Below are 20,118 nucleotides of genomic sequence, written 5' to 3'. Positions count from 1 at the left end.
CTTATTCGGTTGCCGTCGCAGGACGGCCGATGGACACAATGTGTATCGCACGCACTGCTGTGAACGCCGGTCCGATATCCCATTCGTTGACCTTGGCGCCGGTATTTGCGATTACTGACTTTTGATCAAGTACGCGAACGTACGGGAGCGTACGGGGGAAACGAGGACACCATGTCGTATGTAGAGGTTCCGGGGGCGAGGGTGCCGATCCGGATGTGGACGGATCCGGCGTCGGTCGAGGACGTGGCGATGCAGCAGTTGCGCAACGTCTCGACCTTGCCGTGGATCAAGGGTCTGGCCGTGATGCCCGATGTGCACTTCGGCAAGGGCGCCACGGTCGGCTCGGTCATCGCGATGCACGGCGCGGTCTGCCCGGCGGCGGTGGGCGTGGACATCGGCTGCGGCATGTCGGCGGTGAAGACGTCCCTGACGGCGAACGACCTGCCCGGGGACCTGTCCCGGCTGCGCTCGAAGATCGAGCAGGCGATCCCGGTGGGCCGCGGTATGCATGACGACCCGGTGGATCCGGGGCGGCTGCACGGCTTCGGCGCGGGGGCCTGGGACGACTTCTGGGGGCGGTTCGAGGGGGTCGCGGACGCGGTGAAGTTCCGTGAGGAACGGGCCGCGAAGCAGATGGGGACGCTCGGCAGCGGGAACCATTTCTGGGAGTTTTGCCTCGATACCGACAATTCGGTCTGGGTCATGCTCCATTCGGGGTCGCGGAACATCGGCAAGGAGCTGGCCGACCACCACATCGGCGTCGCGCAGAAGCTGTCGCACAATCAGGGCCTGGTCGACCGGGACCTCGCGGTGTTCATCGCGCAGACCCCGCAGATGGCGGCGTACCGCAACGACCTGTTCTGGGCGCAGGAATACGCGAAGTACAACCGCGCGGTCATGATGGCGCTCTCCCTGGACGTGATCCGCCGCGAGTTCAAGAAGGCGAAGCCGACGTTCGAGCCGGTGATCTCCTGCCACCACAACTACGTGTCGGAGGAGCGCTACGACGGCATGGACCTGCTCGTCACCCGGAAGGGCGCGATCCGTGCGGGTTCCGGCGAGTACGGGATCATCCCGGGCTCGATGGGCACGGGCTCGTACATCGTGAAGGGCCTCGGGAACGTGGCGTCGTTCAACTCGGCGTCGCACGGCGCCGGCCGCAGGATGAGCCGGAACGCCGCGAAGAAGCAGTTCTCGACGAAGGACCTGGAGGAGCAGACGCGGGGCGTGGAGTGCCGTAAGGACTCCGGCGTCGTCGACGAGATCCCGGGTGCCTACAAGCCGATCGAGAAGGTCATCGACCAGCAGCGCGACCTGGTCGAGGTCGTCGCGAAGCTGAAGCAGGTCATCTGCGTGAAGGGCTGAACCGCCCTCGGCAGGCACCTGCTTCGTTTCTGGGCTGCTTCGCTACTTCGTGTGGGTGACCGCGTAGATCATGACCAGGGCCACCAGGTGGATACCGAAGAGGAAGTAGGCCAGGTACCACCACATGTGGCGCTCGCCGCGTTTTTCCTCTTCGCGGCGGCGCTCGTCCGCTTCTCGCTCCAGGACCTCCAGCGGGTCGGGGGGTTCCGGGGGCATCACAGCTCCCTGTGGACCTTGGTGTTGGAGGCCTGGGCGCGGGGGCGGACGACGAGCAGGTCGATGTTCACGTGGCTGGGGCGGGTGACCGCCCACGTGATGGTGTCGGCCACGTCGTCCGCCGAGAGCGGTTCGGCGACGCCCGCGTAGACCTTCTCGGCCTTCTCGGTGTCGCCGCCGAAGCGGGTCAGGGCGAACTCCTCGGTCTTGACCATGCCGGGCGCGACCTCGATGACGCGGACCGGGGTGCCGACGATCTCCAGGCGCAGCGTCTCGGCGAGGACGTGCTCGGCGTGCTTGGCCGCCACGTAGCCGGCGCCGCCCTCGTACGTGCCGTGTCCGGCCGTGGAGGAGAGGACGACGACCGTGCCGTCGCCGCTCGCGGTGAGCGCGGGGAGCAGGGCCTGGGTGACGTTCAGCGTGCCGATCACGTTCGTCTCGTACATCTGGCGCCACTCGGCGGGGTCGCCCGTCGCCACGGGGTCCGCACCGAGCGCGCCGCCCGCGTTGTTCACGAGGACGCCGATGGTCTTGAAGGCCGTGGCGAACTCGTCGACCGCGGCGCGGTCCGTGATGTCGAGCGCGTAGGCCGCCGCCTGATGGCCCGCTTCGTTGATCTCGGCGGCCAGCGTCTCGATCCGGTCCTTGCGGCGCGCGGTGAGCACGACCCGGTAGCCGGCCGCCGCCAGCTGTCGTGCGGTGGCTGCGCCGATTCCGCTGCTCGCGCCGGTGATGACGGCGATGCGGGAGGCGGCTGCGGGCGCGGCGGCGGTCATGGCTTGCTCCTCGGACGTGCGATCGACTCCCGCCAGGATAGGCAGGCGGCGCGCGGTGGTGTCACCGGCCGCCGCGGGGCGCGTACATGATCACGGCCATGCCGGCCAGGCAGATGAGGGCTCCGGTGACGTCCCAGCGGTCGGGCCGGTAGCCGTCCGCGACCATGCCCCAGGCGATCGAGCCCGCGACGAAGACACCTCCGTAGGCGGCGAGGATGCGGCCGAACTCGCCGTCGGGCTGGAGTGTGGCCACGAAGCCGTAGATGCCGAGGGCGATGACGCCCGCGCCGATCCACGCCCATCCCTTGTGTTCGCGCACGCCCTGCCAGACGAGCCAGGCGCCGCCGATCTCGAAGAGGGCGGCGAGGACGAAGAGGAGGGCGGAGCGGGCGACCGGCATGCGGGACAGGCTGCCATGCCGGTCCTGTGCGGCCGTCGCACCGTCACCTGTTGGACGGCGCCTGCGGGGCGGGATGCGTGGGATACATCAGGAGACCCGCCTGGCCGTGACCGGTGATTCGTGGTCGGTGATCTGTGGCGGAGCACGAGAGGGCGGAGAGAACATGCAGGTGAGGCGTGGTGTAGGACGTGCGGTCGGGCGTGGATTCGGGGCTGTCGGGCTGAGTGCCGCCGCGGTGCTGGCGGCCGGTCCCGCCGCTGCCGAAGGGCCCCGGCCGCGGCCCGTTCCGGAGGTAGATCTGGCCTACCACGGGCAGGTCGCCATGTCCCGGGGCCGGGTGGAGACCCGGCTGATCCCGCAGAACCACGGACCGTCGTCGGTGGCGGACGCCACGCTGCGGCTGCGCTGGTCGGCGCCGGTCACGGCCATGCGGGGGCTGCCGCCGATGTGTGTGCGGGCGGACACGCAGACGGTCCTGTGCCGGACCGGAGCGCTGCCGGCGGACGGCAGGGGCAGGCGGATCCGGGTGTCGGCGCGGCTGGCCGGGGCGCCTTCGGAGGTGACGGTGCGGATCGACACGATGTGGAGCGGAGGCAGCGCGGACCACAATCCGCAGAACAACACCCACAAGGTGCTGGCTCTGGACACCGGGGACGTCTACTACTTCTGACTCCTGTGAGCTGGGCCGCTCCTTGTGAGACGGGGGTGTGCGGCCCCGGGCGGGGCTCCTATCGTTCGGGTATGAAGATCACTGACATGGAGCCCGGCGATCCACGCCTCGGCGCCGAGGTCCTGCCCGTGCTCCAGGAGCTGCGCCCGCACCTGACCGGCGAGCTGTTCTTCGAGGTGTACGCGGAGGGGTACCCGCAGGGGCTGCGGTTCACGGCCGCGTACACCGACGACGGGTCGTGCGCGGGCGTCGCGGGGTGGCGGGTGGTCGCCAACACGAGCGCGCTGCGCAAGCTCTACGTCGACGACCTCGTGACCGCCGAGCGGGCCAGGTCGGGCGGCGTGGGCCGGGCGCTGCTCGCGCATCTGGAGGAGCGGGCGCGTGAACTGGGCTGCCACACGCTCCAGTTGGACTCGGGGACGCGCCGGACGGACGCGCACCGCTTCTATCTGCGGGAGCGCATGGACATCACGGCGTTCCACTTCGCGAAGAAGCTCGGCTGAGGGTCCGCAGGTCGAGGTGCCAGTCGTGGCAGCGGATCGCGCGGCCCTTCGGGTACTCGAAGTCGCAGGGGCCGCGCAGGGTGAAGCCGGCGCTGCGGCAGACGCCGTTCGACGCGCGGTGGTCGACGGCCGGGAACGCGTGCAGGTGGCGCAGGCGTGCCCGGTCGGCGGCCGCGTGTGCGGCGACGAGGCGGGCGGCCGCGGCGGCGATGCCGCGGCCCTGGTAGCCGGGGAGGACGCCCCAGCCGGTCTCCCAGATCCGTTCGCCCTGCCACGGTGTCGCCCAGTAGCCGATGGAGCCGGCCGCGGGGGCGTCGGGTCCCGCGGTGATGCGGAACATCCGGCCGTGCCCGTCGAGCGTGGACAGCGCGAGGTAGCGGCGGTGGCGGTCCATGAGCTGGTCGAGGGTCTCGGGGCCGCCGAGGTGGGCCGTCATCTCGGGCGCGTTGTTCTTGAGCAGGAGGTCGAAGTCGGCGTCCGCCCAGGGCACGAGGCCTATGTGCGCCGTCTTCTCCCCGGGCGTCCTGTGTTCGGTGCTGTGCGTCATCGGCTCATCGGTTCCTCGGTGCGTAGGCCGTCGGCGGGACGCCCACGGTCGCGGTGAAATCTCTGACGAGGTGGGCCTGGTCGGCGTATCCGAGGTCGGCGGCGAGCGCGGACCAGTCCACGGCGGCGTCCGAGTCGGCGCGTTCGAGGGCTTGGTGGATGCGGTGGCGCAGGATGATCCACTTCGGTCCGACGCCGACGTAGGCGGAGAAGAGGCGCTGCAGGGCCCGTACGGAGAGGCCCTGTGCCGCCGCGAACTCGCCGACGCGGTGCACGGTGGCGTCGGTGCGGATGCGGTCGACGAGGTCCATGGCGAGGTCGGCCTGCGGGTCGTCGGCGGCGGCGCGGGCGAGCAGGAAGGCGTCGAGCGCGGCCACGCGCGCGTGCTCGTCGTCGGGGCCGGTGACCGCTCGCGCGATGTCGGGCGGGGCGCCGGTGAACACGTCGCCCACGGGCAGCTCCTGGCCGGTCCAGTGGATGACCGGTACGTCAGGGGCGTAGGGGCGGAAGCCTCCGCTGCGGAACTTCACCCCGCACACCCGGCCGCGGCCGGTCAGTTTCTTGGTGAACAGGCCGAGCGCGACGCCGGTGACCACGCCGACGGGCGCTCCGCCGGGGCCATCGGCGCGGGCGGACCGCCCGTCGGCGTATCGCTCGAAGGTCAGGTTGACCGAGGGGTGCGGGACGATGTGCGAGGCGTAGGGCTCGGAGAGGTCCCAGTCGATGAACCAGTAGTTCTCGACGTGGTGGCGCAGCGGCTCGGCGGGCTCGTGGCGGCGGAACCGTACGCGGGTCAGGAGCTCGTTCGGGTCGACGATGCCGCGGGTGTCACGGCTGGTTGCGGCCATGGCCGGATCGTATGTCGCCTTTCTTCAAGACGGGCCGGGTTCGGGCTCGTAGCTTGGCGCCATGAACGACATCCACGGGAACAACGGGAGTCTCGGGAACCCGCGCGGCATCGGCGATCTTCTGGACGTGGCCGTGGAGCGGGCCGTCCCGGTCGTCCGCGCCCTGCCCGACGGCCGTCTCGAAGCGGCGACGCCGTGCGCGGAATTCGATGTGAAGGCCCTGGTCAACCACCTCTTCCAGGTGATGGAGCAGTTCCAGCGGCTGGCCGCGAAGCAGGACTCCGACTTCGCGGAGTCCCCGGACCGGGTGGCCGAGGGGCCCGACTGGCGCGAGCGGTTCGGCGAGGAGGCCCGGAAGCTGGTGGCGGCCTGGCCGGCGCCGGGTGCCGAGGAGGGGACGACCGGCGCGATGAACATGCCGGCGGCCACGGTCGGCTCCATGGTGCTGCTCGATCTGACCGTGCACATCTGGGACCTGGCGCGGGCGACGGGGCAGGAGTACGTGCCCGAGGGGGAGGCGCTCGCCGTCGTGGAGCGGCTGGCCGGGACCGTCGCGGAGCTGGCGCCGACGGCGCGGTCGATGGGGGTGTTCGGGGAGGCGGTGCCGGAGCCCGCGGGGGCGTCGGCCTTCGAGCGGCTGCTCGCGGCGACGGGGCGGGATCCGCGGTGGGCGGCGCCGGTGAGCTGAGGACCCCCGAGGAATAGAGGCGGGGCCGTCGCCGTTCGAGGGTATAGTTGAATCATCAACAACCTCGAAGGGTGAAAGCCATGCAGTTCGGGATCTTCAGCGTCGGTGACGTCACGGCCGATCCGACGACGGGCCGTACGCCGAGCGAGCACGAGCGCATCAAGGCCATGCTCGCCATCGCCCTGAAGGCGGAGGAGGTCGGGCTCGACGTCTTCGCCACGGGTGAGCACCACAACCCGCCCTTCGTGCCGTCGTCGCCGACCACGATGCTCGGCTACATAGCCGCCCGCACCGAGAACCTGATCCTCTCCACCTCCACGACGCTGATCACCACGAACGACCCGGTGAAGATCGCCGAGGACTTCGCGATGCTCCAGCACGTCGCGGACGGCCGCGTCGACCTGATGATGGGCCGCGGCAACACCGGCCCCGTCTACCCCTGGTTCGGCAAGGACATCCGCGAGGGCATCAACCTCGCCGTCGAGAACTACGCCCTGCTGCGCCGCCTGTGGGACGAGGACGTCGTGACGTGGGAGGGCAAGTTCCGTACGCCGCTGCAGTCCTTCACCTCGACGCCGCGCCCGCTCCACGGGGTCGCGCCCTTCGTGTGGCACGGCTCGATCCGCTCCCCCGAGATCGCCGAGCAGGCCGCGTTCTACGGCGACGGGTTCTTCCACAACAACATCTTCTGGCCGATGGAGCACACCAAGCAGATGGTGAACCTCTACCGCCGGCGCTTCGCCCACTACGGGCACGGCGCCCCCGAGCAGGCCATCGTCGGCCTCGGCGGCCAGGTGTTCATGCGCAAGAACTCGCAGGACGCGGTGCGGGAGTTCCGCCCGTACTTCGACAACGCGCCCGTCTACGGACACGGCCCCTCCCTGGAGGACTTCACCTCGCAGACCCCGCTGACCGTGGGATCCCCGCAGCAGGTGATCGAGCGCACCCTCGGCTTCCGGGAGCACGTCGGTGACTACCAGCGCCAGCTGTTCCTGATGGACCACGCCGGTCTGCCGCTGAAGACCGTCCTGGAGCAGCTCGACATCCTCGGCGAGGAGGTCGTGCCGGTGCTGCGCAAGGAGTTCGCGAACAGCCGCCCGGCGAACGTGCCGGACGCGCCGACGCACGCGTCCCGCGTCGCCGAGGCAGAGCTGAGGACCCAGCAGGACAAGGAGGTGCCGACCGTATGAAGCTCGTCGTCGTGTCGGCGGGGCTGAGCGCCCCGTCGTCGAGCAGGATCCTCGCCGACCGGCTCACGCAGGCGGTGACCTCGCAGGTCACGGGCGCCGATGTGTCCGTGACCGTCGTCGAACTGCGTGACCTGGCCGTCGAGATCGCGCACAACCTGGTCACCGGGTTCCCCGGGCCCGCCCTCAGGGAGGCGCTCGACGCGGTGACCGGTGCGGACGGCCTGATCGCCGTGTCGCCGGTGTTCTCGGCCTCGTACAGCGGTCTGTTCAAGTCGTTCTTCGACGTGCTCGACAAGGACGCGCTCACCGGGAAGCCGGTGCTCGTCGGGGCGACCGGCGGCACGCCGCGGCACTCGCTCGTCCTGGAGCACGCGATGCGTCCGCTGTTCGCCCACCTGCGGGCCGTGGTCGTGCCGACCGCCGTGTACGCGGCGTCGCAGGACTGGGGAGCGGAGGGTCTCGAGCAGCGCGTCGAACGGGCCGGCGGCGAGCTCGCCCGGCTCATGACCGGGCTCGCGGCGGCCCGCCCGGCGCCGGTGGAGTGGGGCGACGACGTCATCCCCTTCGAGCGGCAGCTCGCCGCGCTGCGGGCGGAGTAGGCGCCGTCCGTCGGGTTACGGGCCCTGCGGGCCGGCCGGCGCGAGCCAGGCCGTCCAGCCGGGGGTGTGGTGCAGGGGATACGGCGTCCAGTCGCGCGCATAGTGCGGTGGGCGCTGTCCCTTTGCCGTGAGGAGGGCGGTCGGCACCTTCGCGGCGCGGTCGAGGATGCCCGCGACGGTCGTCGAGACGTTGTTGCCGTCCACCTGGGCGGAGGCGCATCCCGCGTCGTAGGCGATGGGGAGGGCGCGCGGGCCCGAGACCAGACAGGGCGGGCGCAGGCCCAGGGTGCGCAGGCTGTCGGCGGCGGCGCGGTAGCGCTCGTTCGTGATGGCGGTGGACGCGGTGACCCGGGTCAGGACAGTGGCCTGCGAGACGAGCTGCGCCGCGATGAGCAGTCCTGCGAGGACGAGGCCGCGGCGCGGGTTCAGGCGCGTGACCAGGCCGGCGACCGGCAGCGCGAGGAGTGCGTAGGCCGGGAGCAGGAAGCGCGGAGCCGAGTAGTCGATCATGAGCAGATACGGCACGGAGAGCGCGGCGGCGACGGCCATGGGGAGCGCGGTCGGCAGGAGCCGGCGCTCGCGCATGGCGTGGGCGAGCGCGGCCGCGGCGAGCAGGGGCAGGGCCAGCCACCACAGGGTGAGGCCGGGGGAGTCCACGGTCGCCGTGCACGGGCGGCACAGCAGGGGGCCGTTGAGGCTGGACCAGGCGTTGTCGAAGTTGAGGTGCAGGCCCATGTCGCCCTCGGTGGCGCTCGACACGTGCAGCCGGTCCTGCACCGAGCCGAAGCGGATGTACGCCTCCGCGACCCACTGGGCGAGGCCGGCCGCGAGTCCGCCGACCAGGTAGGCCAGGGTGCGGCGGCTGCGGAACAGGGCCGTGGCGATCAGGGGCAGGGCGAGCCAGACGGCGTCCGGGGCGCGGAACAGGGCGGTCACGGCGACACAGCCCGCGAGCCACCAGTTGGCGCGGGGTTCGCGCCCGGTCACCGCGCGCAGGAACCAGCCGGTGGCCGCGACCGCGCCGAACGCGACCCAGAGGTTGGGCATGGCCTGAGGCCCGGAGATCTGGGTGATCCACAGTCCCGCGAACAGCAGCGCGGCGAGGGCGGTGGTGCGGGCCCCGGCGACGGGGCGCCATACGCGGAACGCGGCGTACAGGGCGGCCGACGAGAGCAGCGTGAGCCCGATGCGCAGGACGAGGACGGACGAGGTGGCCGCGATGAACGGCGCGGTCAGGAAGCTGACGCCGCGGGAGCGCGGAGCGCTGAAGAAGGCGGCGGGGACACGCGGGTCGTACTGCGACACGTACACGGTCTCGTCCCACCCGAGCGCGTGCGCGAGCGGCGGCACGACGAGCAGGCACTGAACGAGGGCGTAGGCGAGGGCTACGAGGGCGAGCCACGGGGTGGCGCCGGGGCGCTTCCCGGCGGCGCCGGATGTGGCACCGGGGGCGGCGGTGGTGGCTGGGTGGCTGGGGGTGGGCCCGGTGTGGCGGCGGGGGGTGGCGATGGCTGCGGCGCCGGCCCCCGGGCGGGCGGCCCCGGCCTCCGGCCGACTTGTCTCCGGCCGACTTGTCTCCGGCCGGCCTGTCTCCGGCCGGCCCGTCTCCGGTCGGGTGGTGGAGGCTGTCGGGTTCGTGTCCGGGCGAGCGGTGGCTGTCGGGGCGGGCGGCTGGGCGAGATGCCGCCGGGGCGTCGAGTGGCCTGGCGTGGCAGGGCGCTCGGCCCGCCTTCGTGCCGTGGTTCCGGTCTCCGGTCGGGCAGTGGTGGCCGCCGTACCCCGCTGGGCGGCGGGCCGGGACACGGATGGCTCGGGCTCGGATGGCTCGGACACGGATGGGCCGGGGCCGGATGCGGACGGCCCGGATGCGGATGCGGACGGTCCGGGCTTCGGGTGGGGGTCGGGCCGGGGGGCGGGTCGCCGCCGGTTTTGATCGGCCCGCCTCCCCCGGCCCTCGGTGGCCCGGTCCCGCTTGGCTCCGGGGGCCTTGGGGCCTTGCGGGCGGGCCGGTTCTGGGGTGGGGGTGCCGAGGTGTGCGTCGTTGGTCGTCATGTGCCTTCCCGCTCGTGCGTCACGTGGGGCGTGGGTCCGAGCGGGCACCGCGCGCGGGCGCTGTCCGGTCCGGGCCGCGGGTCGAACGGGTCTTGCGCCGTGCCCAGTTGGCCGCCCGGTGGCGCAGCCGCTGCCATGAGCGCAGGCGCCGCGTCTCACGGAGTTCGGCGAACAGGAGCTCGTAGCGGGCGACGATCGGATCGGGGTCGTAGCGGCGGGCAGACGCGAACGCGGCGCGGGCCATGGAGTGCCGGCGCGGCGCGTCCTGGATGAGGTCGATCACGGCCTCGGCGAGGGCGCGTGTGTCCCCGACCGGTACGAGCCGGCCGTCGACGCCGTCCGTGATGATCTCGGCGGGGCCGAGCGGCGCGTTGGTGCTGACCGCCGGAACCCCGCACCGCATGGCCTCGACGAGCGTCATCCCGAAGGACTCCGCGTCGGAGGCGGACACCACGATCGAGGCCTTGGCGAACTCCGGCTCGATGGGTGAGCGCGCCCCCATGAGATGGGCACGCCCGGTCAGCCCGAGCCCGGCGATGAGATCGCGCAGCTTCGCTTCCTCGGGGCCGCCGCCGTAGATCCGCAGCTGCCACTCGGGTTCCTGCGAGGCCACGGCCGCGAACGCCTCCAGGAGCAGGTCGAAGCGCTTGCCCGGCGCGAGACGCCCGGCGCTCGCGATGATCTTGGAAGTTCCCTCGGACGGGGGACAGGGCGCCTCCGGCACGATGTTCGGGACCGACAGAACCCGTACACCCGGCAGGGTCATGCGCGCCCGGTAGACCTCGGCGTCGGCCGCGGTCATGGTGACGACGGCGTCGAGGGAGCGGTAGTGGCGGGCGAGTACTGCCCGGAGCTTCTTGCTGTGGGCGTCGTGGCGCAGGTGCTCCTGCCCGATGCGCAGCGCGGTGCGCGGGCCGTGCATCGCCAGGTAGACGTTGATGCCGGGGCGCGTACCGATCACGACGTCAGCGTCGCAGCGCTCCAGGTACTCACGCACGCGCAGATCGTGCAGACGGGTGTACTGCTTGTGGCGCTTCTCGGCGGCGGGAAAGTCCTGCGCGGGTTCCCCGTACGCCGCGTACTGCGTGTCGACGCCGCCGATGCGCGTGTCGACGAGCGGGACCAGCGAGACGGCGGGGTCGACCGTGAAGCGCGGCACCTCGCGGTGCCGGGACATCGAGACGATCTCCACCTCGTGGCCGCCGCACCCGGTGAGCGCCGCGGCGAGGTTGAGCGTGGTCCGTACGGTCCCGCCGATCGCGTACGCGTTGTGCAGCAGGAACACGATCTTCATGGACAGCCCTCCCGGCGGGCCCTGTGCCCGCTACATACGTCGGCAGCCTGGTCCAGCGAGGTAAGCCGCTGTTCGCGCCCGAGTGAGAGGCGGGTAAGAAGACGTCCGGCGGGCCCCTGGTCAGGGGGTACGCCCCCGGGGACGGGGGGCACACTGGAACGCGTGTCCCCAACCGCTGCGTCCGCCACGCCCCGCGCCGCGTCCCCGACCGTGCTGCTCGCCGAGGACGACCGTGCCATCCGCCATGCCCTGGAGCGGGCCCTGACTCTGGAGGGTTACGAGGTCACGGCCGTGGCCGACGGGGTGGAGGCGATCGCCCAGGCCCATCGCAGCGCGCCCGACATACTCGTCCTGGACGTGATGATGCCGGGCATCGACGGCCTTCAGGTGTGCCGGGTGCTGCGCGCCGAGGGCGACCGCACGCCGATCCTGATGCTGACGGCGCTCGTCGAGACGCCGGACCGGATCGCGGGCCTGGACGCGGGCGCGGACGACTACGTCGTGAAGCCGTTCGACGTGGACGAGGTCTTCGCGCGGCTCCGTGCCCTGCTGCGCCGCACCAACGGCGCGGCCTCGGGCGACGGGCACGACGCATCACCGGCCGAGCCGGACGGCCAGGTCGCCGCGGCCGACCTCCGGATGGACCCGCAGGCGAGGCGGGCCTGGCGCGGTGAGCGCGAGCTGGAGCTCACCCGCACCGAGTTCGACCTTCTGGAGCTGCTCGTGCGCAACGCGGGCATCGTCCTCGACCACGCCACGATCTACGACCGCATCTGGGGCTACGACTTCGGCCCCGGGTCGAAGAACCTCGCCGTCTACGTCGGCTATCTGCGCCGCAAGGTCGACGAACCCGGCGCCACCTCCCTGATCCACACCGTGCGTGGCGTCGGCTACGTGCTGCGGGAGGACTGAGGATGCCGCGTCGCCGCCTGCGCGCGTTTCTGCGGAAGCGGCCGCGCGCCCGGTCCCTGCGGACCACGTTCGCCGTGTCGTTCGCGGCCGTCGCGGCGGCCGTCACCGTCCTGGTCGGCTTCCTCTCCTACGACGCCGCGGCGCGCCTCGTCCGCGTCGACCAGCAGGCCGTGTTCGACGAGGTCGTCACCGACCTGCGGCAGCAGGTGAAGCAGACCGAGCTCACCCCGTACGACTTCGCGTCGGGGGACCCGGACCACGACGGGCCGCGCGACGACCTGATCAGGCCGGCCCGTACGGATGTCCAGGTCCTCGGGCCGGGCGGCCGGATCGTCGACCGCGGCAGCCCGCAGCTGCCGGTGAACGCTGCCGACCGGCGCACCGCCGACGAGGCGCACGCCGGTGTGACGGAGGAGGCCGACGGGGCGGAGACGGGCGGGTCGCGGCGCGATGTGGAGATCCGCGGGGACGAGTACCGGATGACGGCCGTGTCGCTGGGCGGCGGGCGCGGCGCGGTCCAGGTCGCGCAGGAGTTCAGCGACACGGAGGACCTGCTGCGTGAACTCCAGCAGCGCACGGGCCTGTTGGCCGGTTCCGTGATCATCGCGGCGGGTCTCGTCGGCTGGTGGCTGGCGCGCCGGATCACGGGGCGCCTGGTCAGGCTGGCCGAGGCGGCGGAGGACGTGGCGGGCACGGGGCACCTCGATGTGCGGGTGCCGGTCACCGGCGGCGACGAGGTGGGCAGCCTGGGGCGCTCCTTCGACCGGATGCTGGGGCGGCTCGCGCGCTCCATGGAGGACCAGCGCCGCCTGGTGCAGGACGCCGGCCATGAACTGCGTACGCCGCTCACCTCGCTGCGTACGAACATCTCGCTGCTGCGCCGTATCGAGGACCTGCCGCCCGCCGCCCGCGAGGAGCTGATCGTCGACCTCGCGCAGGAGTCGCGTGAACTGACCGATCTGGTCAACGAGCTGGTGGAGCTGGCCGCGGGCAAGGAGGACGACGAGCCGGTCGTCGAGGTGGCGCTCGCCGAGACGGCCGAGGACACGGCGGTCCTCGCGCGCCGCCGCACGGGCCGCACGGTCGTTGTGCGTTCGAGGGGAGACACGGTGATCCGTGGCCGCCCGTCCTCGCTCCAGCGCGCGGTGTCCAACCTGGTGGAGAACGCCGCCAAGTTCGACAGCGACGGGACGGAGCCGATCGAGATCGTGGTCACGGGAGGCCTCCCGGACGGCGTGCGCGTCGAGGTGCTCGACCGGGGTCCCGGGATCGCGGCCTCGGACCTGGACCGGGTCTTCGACCGCTTCTACCGCGCGCCGGCCGCCCGCAGCCTGCCCGGATCCGGCCTCGGCCTGTCGATCGTCCAGGAGGTGGCGGCGGCCCATGGGGGCGTGCCGTTCGCGAAGGGGCGAGACGGCGGGGGAACGGCGATCGGCTTCACGGTGCGGGGGGTGCCGGAGGAGCGCGCCTGAGGGCCGGCGGCCGCGGCGCGGGCGGCCCGGCTCGTACGGGCCGCGCAGTCCTGTTCGACTCGGGCCCCGGGGACGCGGGTCATGGCGCCGCCCCGTCCAGGGCTTCGGTGCCGCCCTGTTCATCGGATGCGGAGGACGTGCCGGGATCCTGCGGTGGTACGGCCGTACGGGTGCTGCCGGGCCCCTCGGTGAGCGCCCCGCCGACCACCAGGCCGACCGCGAGGGCGGTGACGATCGTGACGAGCCTGCGGCTCGCCTCCGCGATACCGATCCGGCCCGCCCGCAGCCTGGCGAGCAGCGGTTTCAGCGCGGCGACCTGGTCGAGGCGGAAGACCTCCGGGAAGCCGTGCACGGTGACGGTGCGAGTGCGGCCGTCCGCCGCGGTGACCGTGAGTGCGGCCGCCTCCGGTACCAGCAGCAGGGACACCGAGCCGCCGAAGGCGCGCCCACCTCGTCGGCCACGGCTTGCTCGACGAGGTGGGCGCCCTCGCCGGAGGAGCGCAGAAGAAGGCCGGTCAGCCGGGCCAGGAATGCCGTGAGGTCGTCCAGATCGGCGGCTGCGTGTCTTTCCACGCCCGTCTCCTCGCTCCGGGATTCCAGCCTGCACGGCGGGTCGCAGGTCGGCATCTCGAGGCATGGCGCGTCAGTACCGCAGTCGCAGTGCCGTGAGCGCCCGCCCGGCGCCCTCGTCCGCACATGACGAAGGCGGGGCCCGAAAACCCCGCCCGAAACCGGTGAAGCCCCGGCTCAGGGCCACACCAGGCAATACGGCTGATGTCCCGCCTCATGGAGCCGGTGGCTGAAGTCCTGCCATTCGTGCAGCAGTTGGTACACGTTGAACGCGTCGCGCGGGCCGCCGCGGTCCGGGACCGTCGACCAGATGAACGCCGCGGCGCCCACAGCCTCCTCGCCGACGCCGCGCAGCGGGTCGACGACCGTCATCGGCAGCTTCACGACCGCGTAGTCGGGGTGCAGGACGACCAGTTCCAGCGGGGGGACCTTGTGCAGAGGTATGCCCTCTATGCCGGTGAGGACCATCGCGGCCATCGTCTCCGGCTTGATCTTGGTGAACATGCCGCCCATGCCGAGCTCGTCACCGCCGAGCTCCTCGGGGCGCATCGAGATGGGGACACGGGCCGCCGTGGCACCGTCGGGCGCGCCGAAGTATTTGTACGTCACCCCCACCCGGCCACCATTCCTGCTCCCGGTCCCGCCCAGTGCCTGCCCGGCGTCCGCTTCTTCCGCCGGTGCCGCTGCCGCCTCCGCGTCGCGCCGGTGCTTTCCCCGCCGGGCACGCCGGGGGCCCAGATCGTCGGTCCCCTCGCCCAGTCCGCCACCGCGATGCATATCTCCACCCGACTGCTTTTCCAGGGCGCCTCGCCCCTTTTCTAGGCCGCGCGGCCACCACCGCGCAACCCGATCATCGTGTCAGTGACCTCCCCCACGGTCACTCGCCGAAACGTGCGGTGAAACACCTGCGCGGGCCGGGGAGCGAACCCCACGCCGATGTACAGCGTGAACTGTCCGCGAGCGGCCCAACCCCTGGGAGTTTAGGTAGTCGGTTCCCGCCGTGGCCAGAGAAGCAGGGGATGAGCCGGGCTCCGGAGAGCCTGCCCGTACGCTGAGAGGCATGGCAGAGGCGAACAACATCCCCGGGTCCGCGGCGCCGCCGTCGGGCGCGACCGCACCGTACCCCTATGAAGCACCGGTCTCGCAGGGTCTCTTCGACCGCGCGGCCCTCGTGACGCCGGGCGGCGTGAACTCGCCCGTACGCGCGTTCCGTGCCGTGGGCGGTACGCCCCGGTTCATGGTGTCCGGTACCGGTCCGTACCTCACGGATGCCGACGGTCGCGAGTACGTCGACCTCGTCTGCTCCTGGGGGCCGATGATCCTCGGCCATTCCCGTCCCGAGGTCATCGCGGCCGTCCAGGACGCCGTCGCGCGCGGCACGTCCTTCGGTACGCCGGGTGAGGGCGAGGTCGCCCTGGCCGAGGAGATCGTCGCGCGGATCGCGCCGGTCGAGCAGGTGCGGCTGGTGTCCAGCGGCACCGAGGCGACCATGTCCGCGATCCGGCTCGCCCGCGGGTTCACCGGGCGCGCCAAGGTGATCAAGTTCGCCGGCTGCTACCACGGACACGTGGACGCGCTGCTCGCCGCCGCGGGTTCGGGTGTGGCGACCTTCGGGCTGCCGGACACCCCGGGTGTGACCGGTGCCCAGGCGGGCGACACCATCGTCGTCCCGTACAACGACCTCGACGCCGTGCGGGCCGCGTTCGCCGCGAACGAGGGCCAGGTCGCCTGTGTCATCACCGAGGCGTCGCCGGGCAACATGGGCGTCGTGCCGCCGCTCGACGGCTTCAACCAGGGCCTCGCGGACCTGTGCCGCGAGAACGGCGCGCTGTACATCTCCGACGAGGTCATGACCGGCTTCCGCACGTCGAAGGCCGGCTGGTACGGCGTCGACGGGGTGGCGCCCGACCTGATGACGTTCGGCAAGGTCATGGGCGGTGGCTTCCCGGCCGCCGCGTTCGGTGGCCGCGCGGACGTCATGGGGCACCTCGCCCCGGCGGGACCCGTCTACCAGGCGGGCACGCTGTCCGGGAACCCGATCGCGACGGCGGCCGGTGTCGCGCAGTTGCGGCTGCTCGACGACGCCGCGTACGCGAAGATCGACGCGGTCTCCGAGGAGCTGCGCACCCTGGTGGGCGCCGCGCTCACCAAGGAGGGCGTCGCGCACCGCGTGCAGAGCGCCTCGAACATGTTCTCCGTGTTCTTCACGGAGAACGAGGTGCGCAACTACGAGGACGCGAAGCGCCAAGAGTCCTTCCGCTTCACCGCGTTCTTCCACTCGATGCTGGCGCAGGGCGTCTATCTGCCGCCGTCGGCCTTCGAGTCCTGGTTCGTCTCCACTGCCCATGACGAGCGGGCGGTCGAGCGCATCGCCGCCGCGCTCCCCGGTGCCGCGCGCGCGGCTGCGGAGGCCACGCAAGCATGACCACTGCCGGCAAGTCCGACCAGGACATCACCGTCGTCCACGTGATGCGGCACGGAGAGGTGCACAACCCGGAGGGGATCCTGTACGGGCGGCTGCCCGACTACCACCTCTCCGAGCTCGGCCGGCAGATGGCCGACCGGGTCGCCGAGCACCTGTCCTCGCGTGACGTGACCCATGTCGTGGCCTCGCCGCTGGACCGGGCGCAGGAGACGGCGACGCCGATCGCGAAGGCGCACGGGCTCGACCTGGCGACCGACGACCGGCTCGTCGAGGCGGGCAACGTCTTCCAGGGCAAGACGTTCGGCGTCGGCGACGGCGCGCTGCGCAAGCCGGAGAACTGGAAGCACCTCGTCAACCCGTTCAAGCCGTCGTGGGGCGAGCCGTACGTCGAGCAGGTCGTGCGGATGATGGGCGCCCTCGACGCGGCGAAGGACGCGGCGCGGGGTCACGAGGCGGTGTGCGTCAGCCATCAGCTGCCGATCTGGATCGTGCGCAGCTTCGTGGAGAAGCGTCGGCTGTGGCACGACCCGCGCAAGCGGCAGTGCACGCTCGCCTCGCTCACGACGTTCACCTATCGCGGCGACAAGATCGTGTCCGTCGGCTACACGGAGCCCGCGCGCGATCTCGTGCCCGCCCATCTCCTCGCGGGCGCCAAGCCCGTGAAGGGGAAGGGCAAGGCGTTCGGCGCGTAGCGCGCTCGGCCCTCAGCACTCGGTGCATTCGGCCGATGACCGTCGGCATTGCCCAATTTTGTTCTCCCTGCCGGAACCGCAGTGTTCGTCGCGCCCTCTAAGGGGGTGCCCGTCTCGTACGGGAACGGGGCGCGACGAATGGGGACCAGGCAATGCCGGACATCACACGAAGGGGACTGATCGGGCTCGGAGCGGGGGCGGCCGCCGCCGCGCTCGCCGGGTGCGGTACCAGTAACGGGCAGGTCGGCGGGACGTCCGTGCCGCCGGGCGACAGCTCCAACGGCGGGGCCGGCAGGCCCGACAAGCCCGCGGCCCGGCCGATCGGCGACGGCTCGACGTCGTACACCGGCAAGCAGCCGAACCAGCCGGGCAGGCCCGTCCCCCTCGAACCCGGCCAGCAGCCGCCGCAGTTCGTGATCTTTTCCTGGGACGGCGCGGGCGAGGTCGGCAACGGCCTCTTCCCGCGCTTCCTCGAACTGGCCGAGAACCACGGCGCGCACATGACGTTCTTCCTCTCCGGCATCTATCTGCTGCCGGAGTCGAAGAAGCGGCTGTACCGCCCGCCGAACAACGGGGTCGGCGCCTCCGACATCGGCTACCTCACCGACGCCCACATCAAGGAGACGCTGAAGTACGTGCGCCGGGCCTGGCTGGAAGGCCATGAGATCGGCACGCATTTCAACGGCCACTTCTGCGCGGGCACCGGCACCGTCGCCAACTGGACCCCGGCGCAGTGGCGCAGCGAGATCGACCAGGCGAAGTCGTTCGTCAAGGAGTGGCGCACGAACACGGGCTGGCACGACCTGCCCTCGCTGCCCTTCGACTACGAGAAGGAACTCGTCGGCGGCCGCACGCCCTGCCTGCTCGGCCAGGACAACCTGCTGCCCACGGCTCGCGAGCTCGGCTGGCGCTACGACGCCTCGTCGCCGGGCGGCCGGCAGCGCTGGCCCTCCAAGCGGGGCGGGGTGTGGGATCTGCCGCTCCAGGCCGTGCCGTTCCCCGGGCACAGCTTCGAGGTCCTCTCGATGGACTACAACATGCTGGCCAACCAGTCGGTGAACACCACCAGGGCGCCCGCATACAACTACCCGCGCTGGCGCAAGCAGTCGGCCGAGGCCTACATAGCCGGCTTCAACCGGGCATACGAGACGAACCGGGCGCCGTTCTTCATAGGCAACCACTTCGAGGAGTGGAACGGCGGGATCTATATGGACTCCGTCGAAGAGGCGCTCAAGCACATAGCCGGCAAGAAGGACGTACGCCTCGTCTCCTTCCGGCAGTTCGTCGACTGGCTGGACGTCCAGGACCCCGAGGTCCTTGACAAGCTGCGCTCGCTCGACGTCGGAGTGCGCCCCGACGGCGGCTGGAACAGCTACCTCAAAGCCGCGGCGTGAGCATCGCGCCGTACCTTGAATGACCCCTCCTGAAATGGGGTTTTCCGTACGCAAGGGGGGTGCGGGAGATCCCCTAAACAGACATGCGAAACTTTTCACATGAGTGCCGACTGCCGCGTTTCCCCCCTCGCTGCATCCAAGCGCCGTACCGCCCTCCTCGCCGCAGGAGCCGCGGTCGCTGCGCTGACGCTCTCCGCATGCAGCTCGGGCGGAACGTCCGGCGGTGGCAACAACACCAACTTCGTGACGAACTCCGGCGGCATCTCCACCGTCGACAAGGGTGACCGGCACGACGCGCCGAAGCTGGACGGCAAGGATCTGGAGGGCAAGGCCCTCGACCTCGCCGACTACAAGGGCAAGGTCGTCGTGCTGAACGTGTGGGGCTCCTGGTGCCCGCCGTGCCGTGCCGAGGCCAACTACTTCTCGAAGGTCGCGAACGAGACCAAGGGCAAGGATGTCCAGTTCATCGGCATCAACACCCGTGATCCGCAGACCGAACCGGCGCTCCAGTTCGAGAAGGACCACAACATCCCGTACCCGAGCTTCTACGACCCCTCGGGCAAGCTGATGCTGCGGTTCGACAAGGGCACCCTCAACCCGCAGTCCATCCCGTCCACGCTCGTCATCGACCGCGACGGCAAGATCGCCGCCCGCTCGCTGCGCGCGCTCAGTGAGGACAAGCTGCGCAAGATGGTCGACCCCGTGATCGCGGAGAAGTGAGCGACGGTGCACGCCACGCTCACCGCTCTCGCCGCTGAAGGCGGAGTGAGCAGCACCGTCGAGAGCGGTACGCTCCTGCTCGCTCTGCCGATCGCCGTGCTCGGCGGTCTCCTCTCGTTCTTCTCGCCCTGCGTCCTGCCTCTCGTGCCCGGCTATCTGTCGTACGTGACGGGCGTCAGCGGCACCGACCTGGCCGACGCGCGGCGGGGTCGGATGGCCCTGGGCGCCGGACTCTTCGTCCTCGGCTTCACCGCCGTTTTCGTCTCCGGCGGGGCCCTCTTCGGCTACTTCGGCGAGACGCTCCAGGAGTACCAGGACACCCTCACCAAGATCCTCGGTGTCCTGATGGTCCTCATGGGGATCTTCTTCATGGGCATGATGCCCTGGCTCACCCAGCGCGAATTCCGCTTCCACAAGCGGCCGGTGACCGGGCTGATCGGCGCTCCGGTGCTCGGCGCCCTGTTCGGGATCGGCTGGACCCCCTGCATCGGGCCGACGCTCGCCTCCGTGACCGCCCTGTCGTTCAACGAGGCGAGCGCGGGGCGCGGGGCCATACTGACCGTTGCGTACTGCGCCGGGCTCGGTGTCCCCTTCGTGCTCGCCGCGGTCGCCTTCCGCAAGGCGCTCGGCGCCTTCGGCTGGGTCAAGAAGCACTACGCCTGGGTGATGCGGATCGGCGGCATCATGATGATCTTTACCGGAGTGCTGCTGCTCACAGGAGCCTGGGACACCCTCGTCCAGCAGATGCAGACCTGGTCCAACGGCTTCACGGTGGGAATCTGATTC

At 71.3% G+C, this 20,118-nt stretch carries 22 protein-coding genes; 13 read left to right on the top strand and 9 right to left on the bottom strand.

The window, feature by feature from the left end; translation table 11 throughout:
• The first annotated feature begins 171 nt into the window (after positions 1-171).
• Positions 172-1,365, top strand: a complete 1,194-nt coding sequence (locus OG456_RS15920) for an RtcB family protein (protein ID WP_266561461.1) — start codon at positions 172-174, stop codon at positions 1,363-1,365.
• Between the two features lie 42 nt (positions 1,366-1,407).
• Here OG456_RS15920 and OG456_RS15915 read toward each other — a convergent pair whose 3' ends face one another.
• From OG456_RS15915 to OG456_RS15905, 3 genes are all read right to left on the bottom strand, one after another.
• Complete coding sequence (locus OG456_RS15915; protein WP_266561459.1) at positions 1,408-1,581, bottom strand: hypothetical protein; 174 nt, start codon at positions 1,579-1,581, stop codon at positions 1,408-1,410.
• A complete protein-coding gene (locus tag OG456_RS15910; RefSeq protein WP_266561457.1) occupies positions 1,581-2,357 on the bottom strand; it encodes an SDR family NAD(P)-dependent oxidoreductase in 777 nt (258 codons plus the stop codon). Before OG456_RS15910 ends, OG456_RS15915 begins: the two co-directional genes overlap by 1 nt.
• Before the next feature lie 61 nt (positions 2,358-2,418).
• Positions 2,419-2,757, bottom strand: a complete 339-nt coding sequence (locus tag OG456_RS15905) for a YnfA family protein (protein WP_266561455.1) — start codon at positions 2,755-2,757, stop codon at positions 2,419-2,421.
• Positions 2,758-2,920: 163 nt separating this feature from the next.
• Between OG456_RS15905 and OG456_RS15900 the strand changes: the two genes are divergently transcribed.
• Both OG456_RS15900 and OG456_RS15895 read left to right on the top strand, forming a co-directional pair.
• Entirely contained in the window at positions 2,921-3,427 is a 507-nt protein-coding gene (locus OG456_RS15900; RefSeq protein WP_266561453.1) for a hypothetical protein, read from the top strand.
• 71 nt (positions 3,428-3,498) lie between these two features.
• Entirely contained in the window at positions 3,499-3,930 is a 432-nt protein-coding gene (locus OG456_RS15895) for a GNAT family N-acetyltransferase (RefSeq protein WP_266561451.1), read from the top strand.
• On the opposite strand, the gene OG456_RS15890 is transcribed toward OG456_RS15895, so the two are convergent.
• Complete coding sequence (locus tag OG456_RS15890) at positions 3,896-4,477, bottom strand: GNAT family N-acetyltransferase (protein ID WP_266561449.1); 582 nt, start codon at positions 4,475-4,477, stop codon at positions 3,896-3,898. The two genes, OG456_RS15895 and OG456_RS15890, sit on opposite strands and share 35 nt — an antisense overlap.
• Before the next feature lie 4 nt (positions 4,478-4,481).
• Positions 4,482-5,324 carry an AraC family transcriptional regulator gene (locus OG456_RS15885; protein WP_266561447.1) on the bottom strand — a complete coding sequence of 281 codons (843 nt, stop codon included), beginning with the start codon at positions 5,322-5,324 and terminating at the stop codon, positions 4,482-4,484.
• A gap of 61 nt (positions 5,325-5,385) precedes the next feature.
• Here OG456_RS15885 and OG456_RS15880 point away from each other — a divergent pair, with 61 nt between their 5' ends.
• The 3 genes from OG456_RS15880 (at position 5,386) to OG456_RS15870 (ending at position 7,801) form a co-directional block, all read left to right on the top strand.
• Positions 5,386-6,012 (top strand): TIGR03086 family metal-binding protein, encoded by a 627-nt coding sequence (locus OG456_RS15880; RefSeq protein ID WP_266561445.1) that lies wholly within the window; start codon positions 5,386-5,388, stop codon positions 6,010-6,012.
• An 80-nt stretch (positions 6,013-6,092) separates the two neighbouring features.
• On the top strand, positions 6,093-7,202 hold the full coding sequence (locus OG456_RS15875) for an LLM class flavin-dependent oxidoreductase (protein ID WP_266561443.1): 1,110 nt from the start codon (positions 6,093-6,095) through the stop codon (positions 7,200-7,202).
• Complete coding sequence (locus OG456_RS15870; RefSeq protein WP_266561441.1) at positions 7,199-7,801, top strand: FMN reductase; 603 nt, start codon at positions 7,199-7,201, stop codon at positions 7,799-7,801. The genes OG456_RS15875 and OG456_RS15870 overlap by 4 nt, the downstream gene beginning before the upstream one ends.
• Before the next feature lie 15 nt (positions 7,802-7,816).
• Here OG456_RS15870 and OG456_RS15865 read toward each other — a convergent pair whose 3' ends face one another.
• Complete coding sequence (locus OG456_RS15865) at positions 7,817-9,634, bottom strand: hypothetical protein (protein ID WP_266561439.1); 1,818 nt, start codon at positions 9,632-9,634, stop codon at positions 7,817-7,819.
• 238 nt (positions 9,635-9,872) lie between these two features.
• Positions 9,873-11,147: a glycosyltransferase family 4 protein gene (locus OG456_RS15860; RefSeq protein WP_266561437.1), complete on the bottom strand. Its 1,275-nt coding sequence runs from the start codon at positions 11,145-11,147 to the stop codon at positions 9,873-9,875.
• Positions 11,148-11,309: 162 nt separating this feature from the next.
• On the opposite strand from OG456_RS15860, the gene OG456_RS15855 reads away from it, so the two are divergent.
• Positions 11,310-12,059, top strand: a complete 750-nt coding sequence (locus OG456_RS15855; RefSeq protein ID WP_323136331.1) for a response regulator transcription factor — start codon at positions 11,310-11,312, stop codon at positions 12,057-12,059.
• Between the two features lie 2 nt (positions 12,060-12,061).
• A complete protein-coding gene (locus tag OG456_RS15850) occupies positions 12,062-13,531 on the top strand; it encodes a HAMP domain-containing sensor histidine kinase (RefSeq protein ID WP_266561435.1) in 1,470 nt (489 codons plus the stop codon).
• A 79-nt stretch (positions 13,532-13,610) separates the two neighbouring features.
• Here OG456_RS15850 and OG456_RS15845 read toward each other — a convergent pair whose 3' ends face one another.
• Together OG456_RS15845 and OG456_RS15840 are read right to left on the bottom strand one after the other, a co-directional pair.
• Positions 13,611-13,958, bottom strand: a complete 348-nt coding sequence (locus OG456_RS15845; RefSeq protein ID WP_266561433.1) for a hypothetical protein — start codon at positions 13,956-13,958, stop codon at positions 13,611-13,613.
• A gap of 320 nt (positions 13,959-14,278) precedes the next feature.
• Positions 14,279-14,878 carry a hypothetical protein gene (locus OG456_RS15840; protein WP_266561431.1) on the bottom strand — a complete coding sequence of 200 codons (600 nt, stop codon included), beginning with the start codon at positions 14,876-14,878 and terminating at the stop codon, positions 14,279-14,281.
• A gap of 283 nt (positions 14,879-15,161) precedes the next feature.
• Here OG456_RS15840 and hemL point away from each other — a divergent pair, with 283 nt between their 5' ends.
• The 5 genes from hemL to OG456_RS15815 all read left to right on the top strand — a co-directional run bounded on the left by hemL (position 15,162) and on the right by OG456_RS15815 (position 20,115).
• Entirely contained in the window at positions 15,162-16,526 is a 1,365-nt protein-coding gene (hemL, locus tag OG456_RS15835; RefSeq protein ID WP_266561429.1) for a glutamate-1-semialdehyde 2,1-aminomutase, read from the top strand.
• Positions 16,523-17,218: a histidine phosphatase family protein gene (locus tag OG456_RS15830; protein WP_266561427.1), complete on the top strand. Its 696-nt coding sequence runs from the start codon at positions 16,523-16,525 to the stop codon at positions 17,216-17,218. The genes hemL and OG456_RS15830 overlap by 4 nt, the downstream gene beginning before the upstream one ends.
• Positions 17,219-17,370: 152 nt before the next feature.
• Positions 17,371-18,612 (top strand): hypothetical protein, encoded by a 1,242-nt coding sequence (locus OG456_RS15825; RefSeq protein ID WP_266561425.1) that lies wholly within the window; start codon positions 17,371-17,373, stop codon positions 18,610-18,612.
• A gap of 99 nt (positions 18,613-18,711) precedes the next feature.
• Positions 18,712-19,332: a TlpA disulfide reductase family protein gene (locus tag OG456_RS15820; protein WP_266561423.1), complete on the top strand. Its 621-nt coding sequence runs from the start codon at positions 18,712-18,714 to the stop codon at positions 19,330-19,332.
• Between the two features lie 6 nt (positions 19,333-19,338).
• Positions 19,339-20,115 carry a cytochrome c biogenesis CcdA family protein gene (locus OG456_RS15815; protein WP_266561421.1) on the top strand — a complete coding sequence of 259 codons (777 nt, stop codon included), beginning with the start codon at positions 19,339-19,341 and terminating at the stop codon, positions 20,113-20,115.
• Positions 20,116-20,118 lie beyond the last annotated feature (3 nt).

This window comes from Streptomyces sp. NBC_01446 (assembly GCF_026340095.1).
GTDB lineage: Bacteria > Actinomycetota > Actinomycetes > Streptomycetales > Streptomycetaceae > Streptomyces > Streptomyces aureus.
The sequence above is the reverse complement of the archived record's forward strand: the minus strand, read 5'-3'. Positions and strand labels throughout refer to the sequence as shown.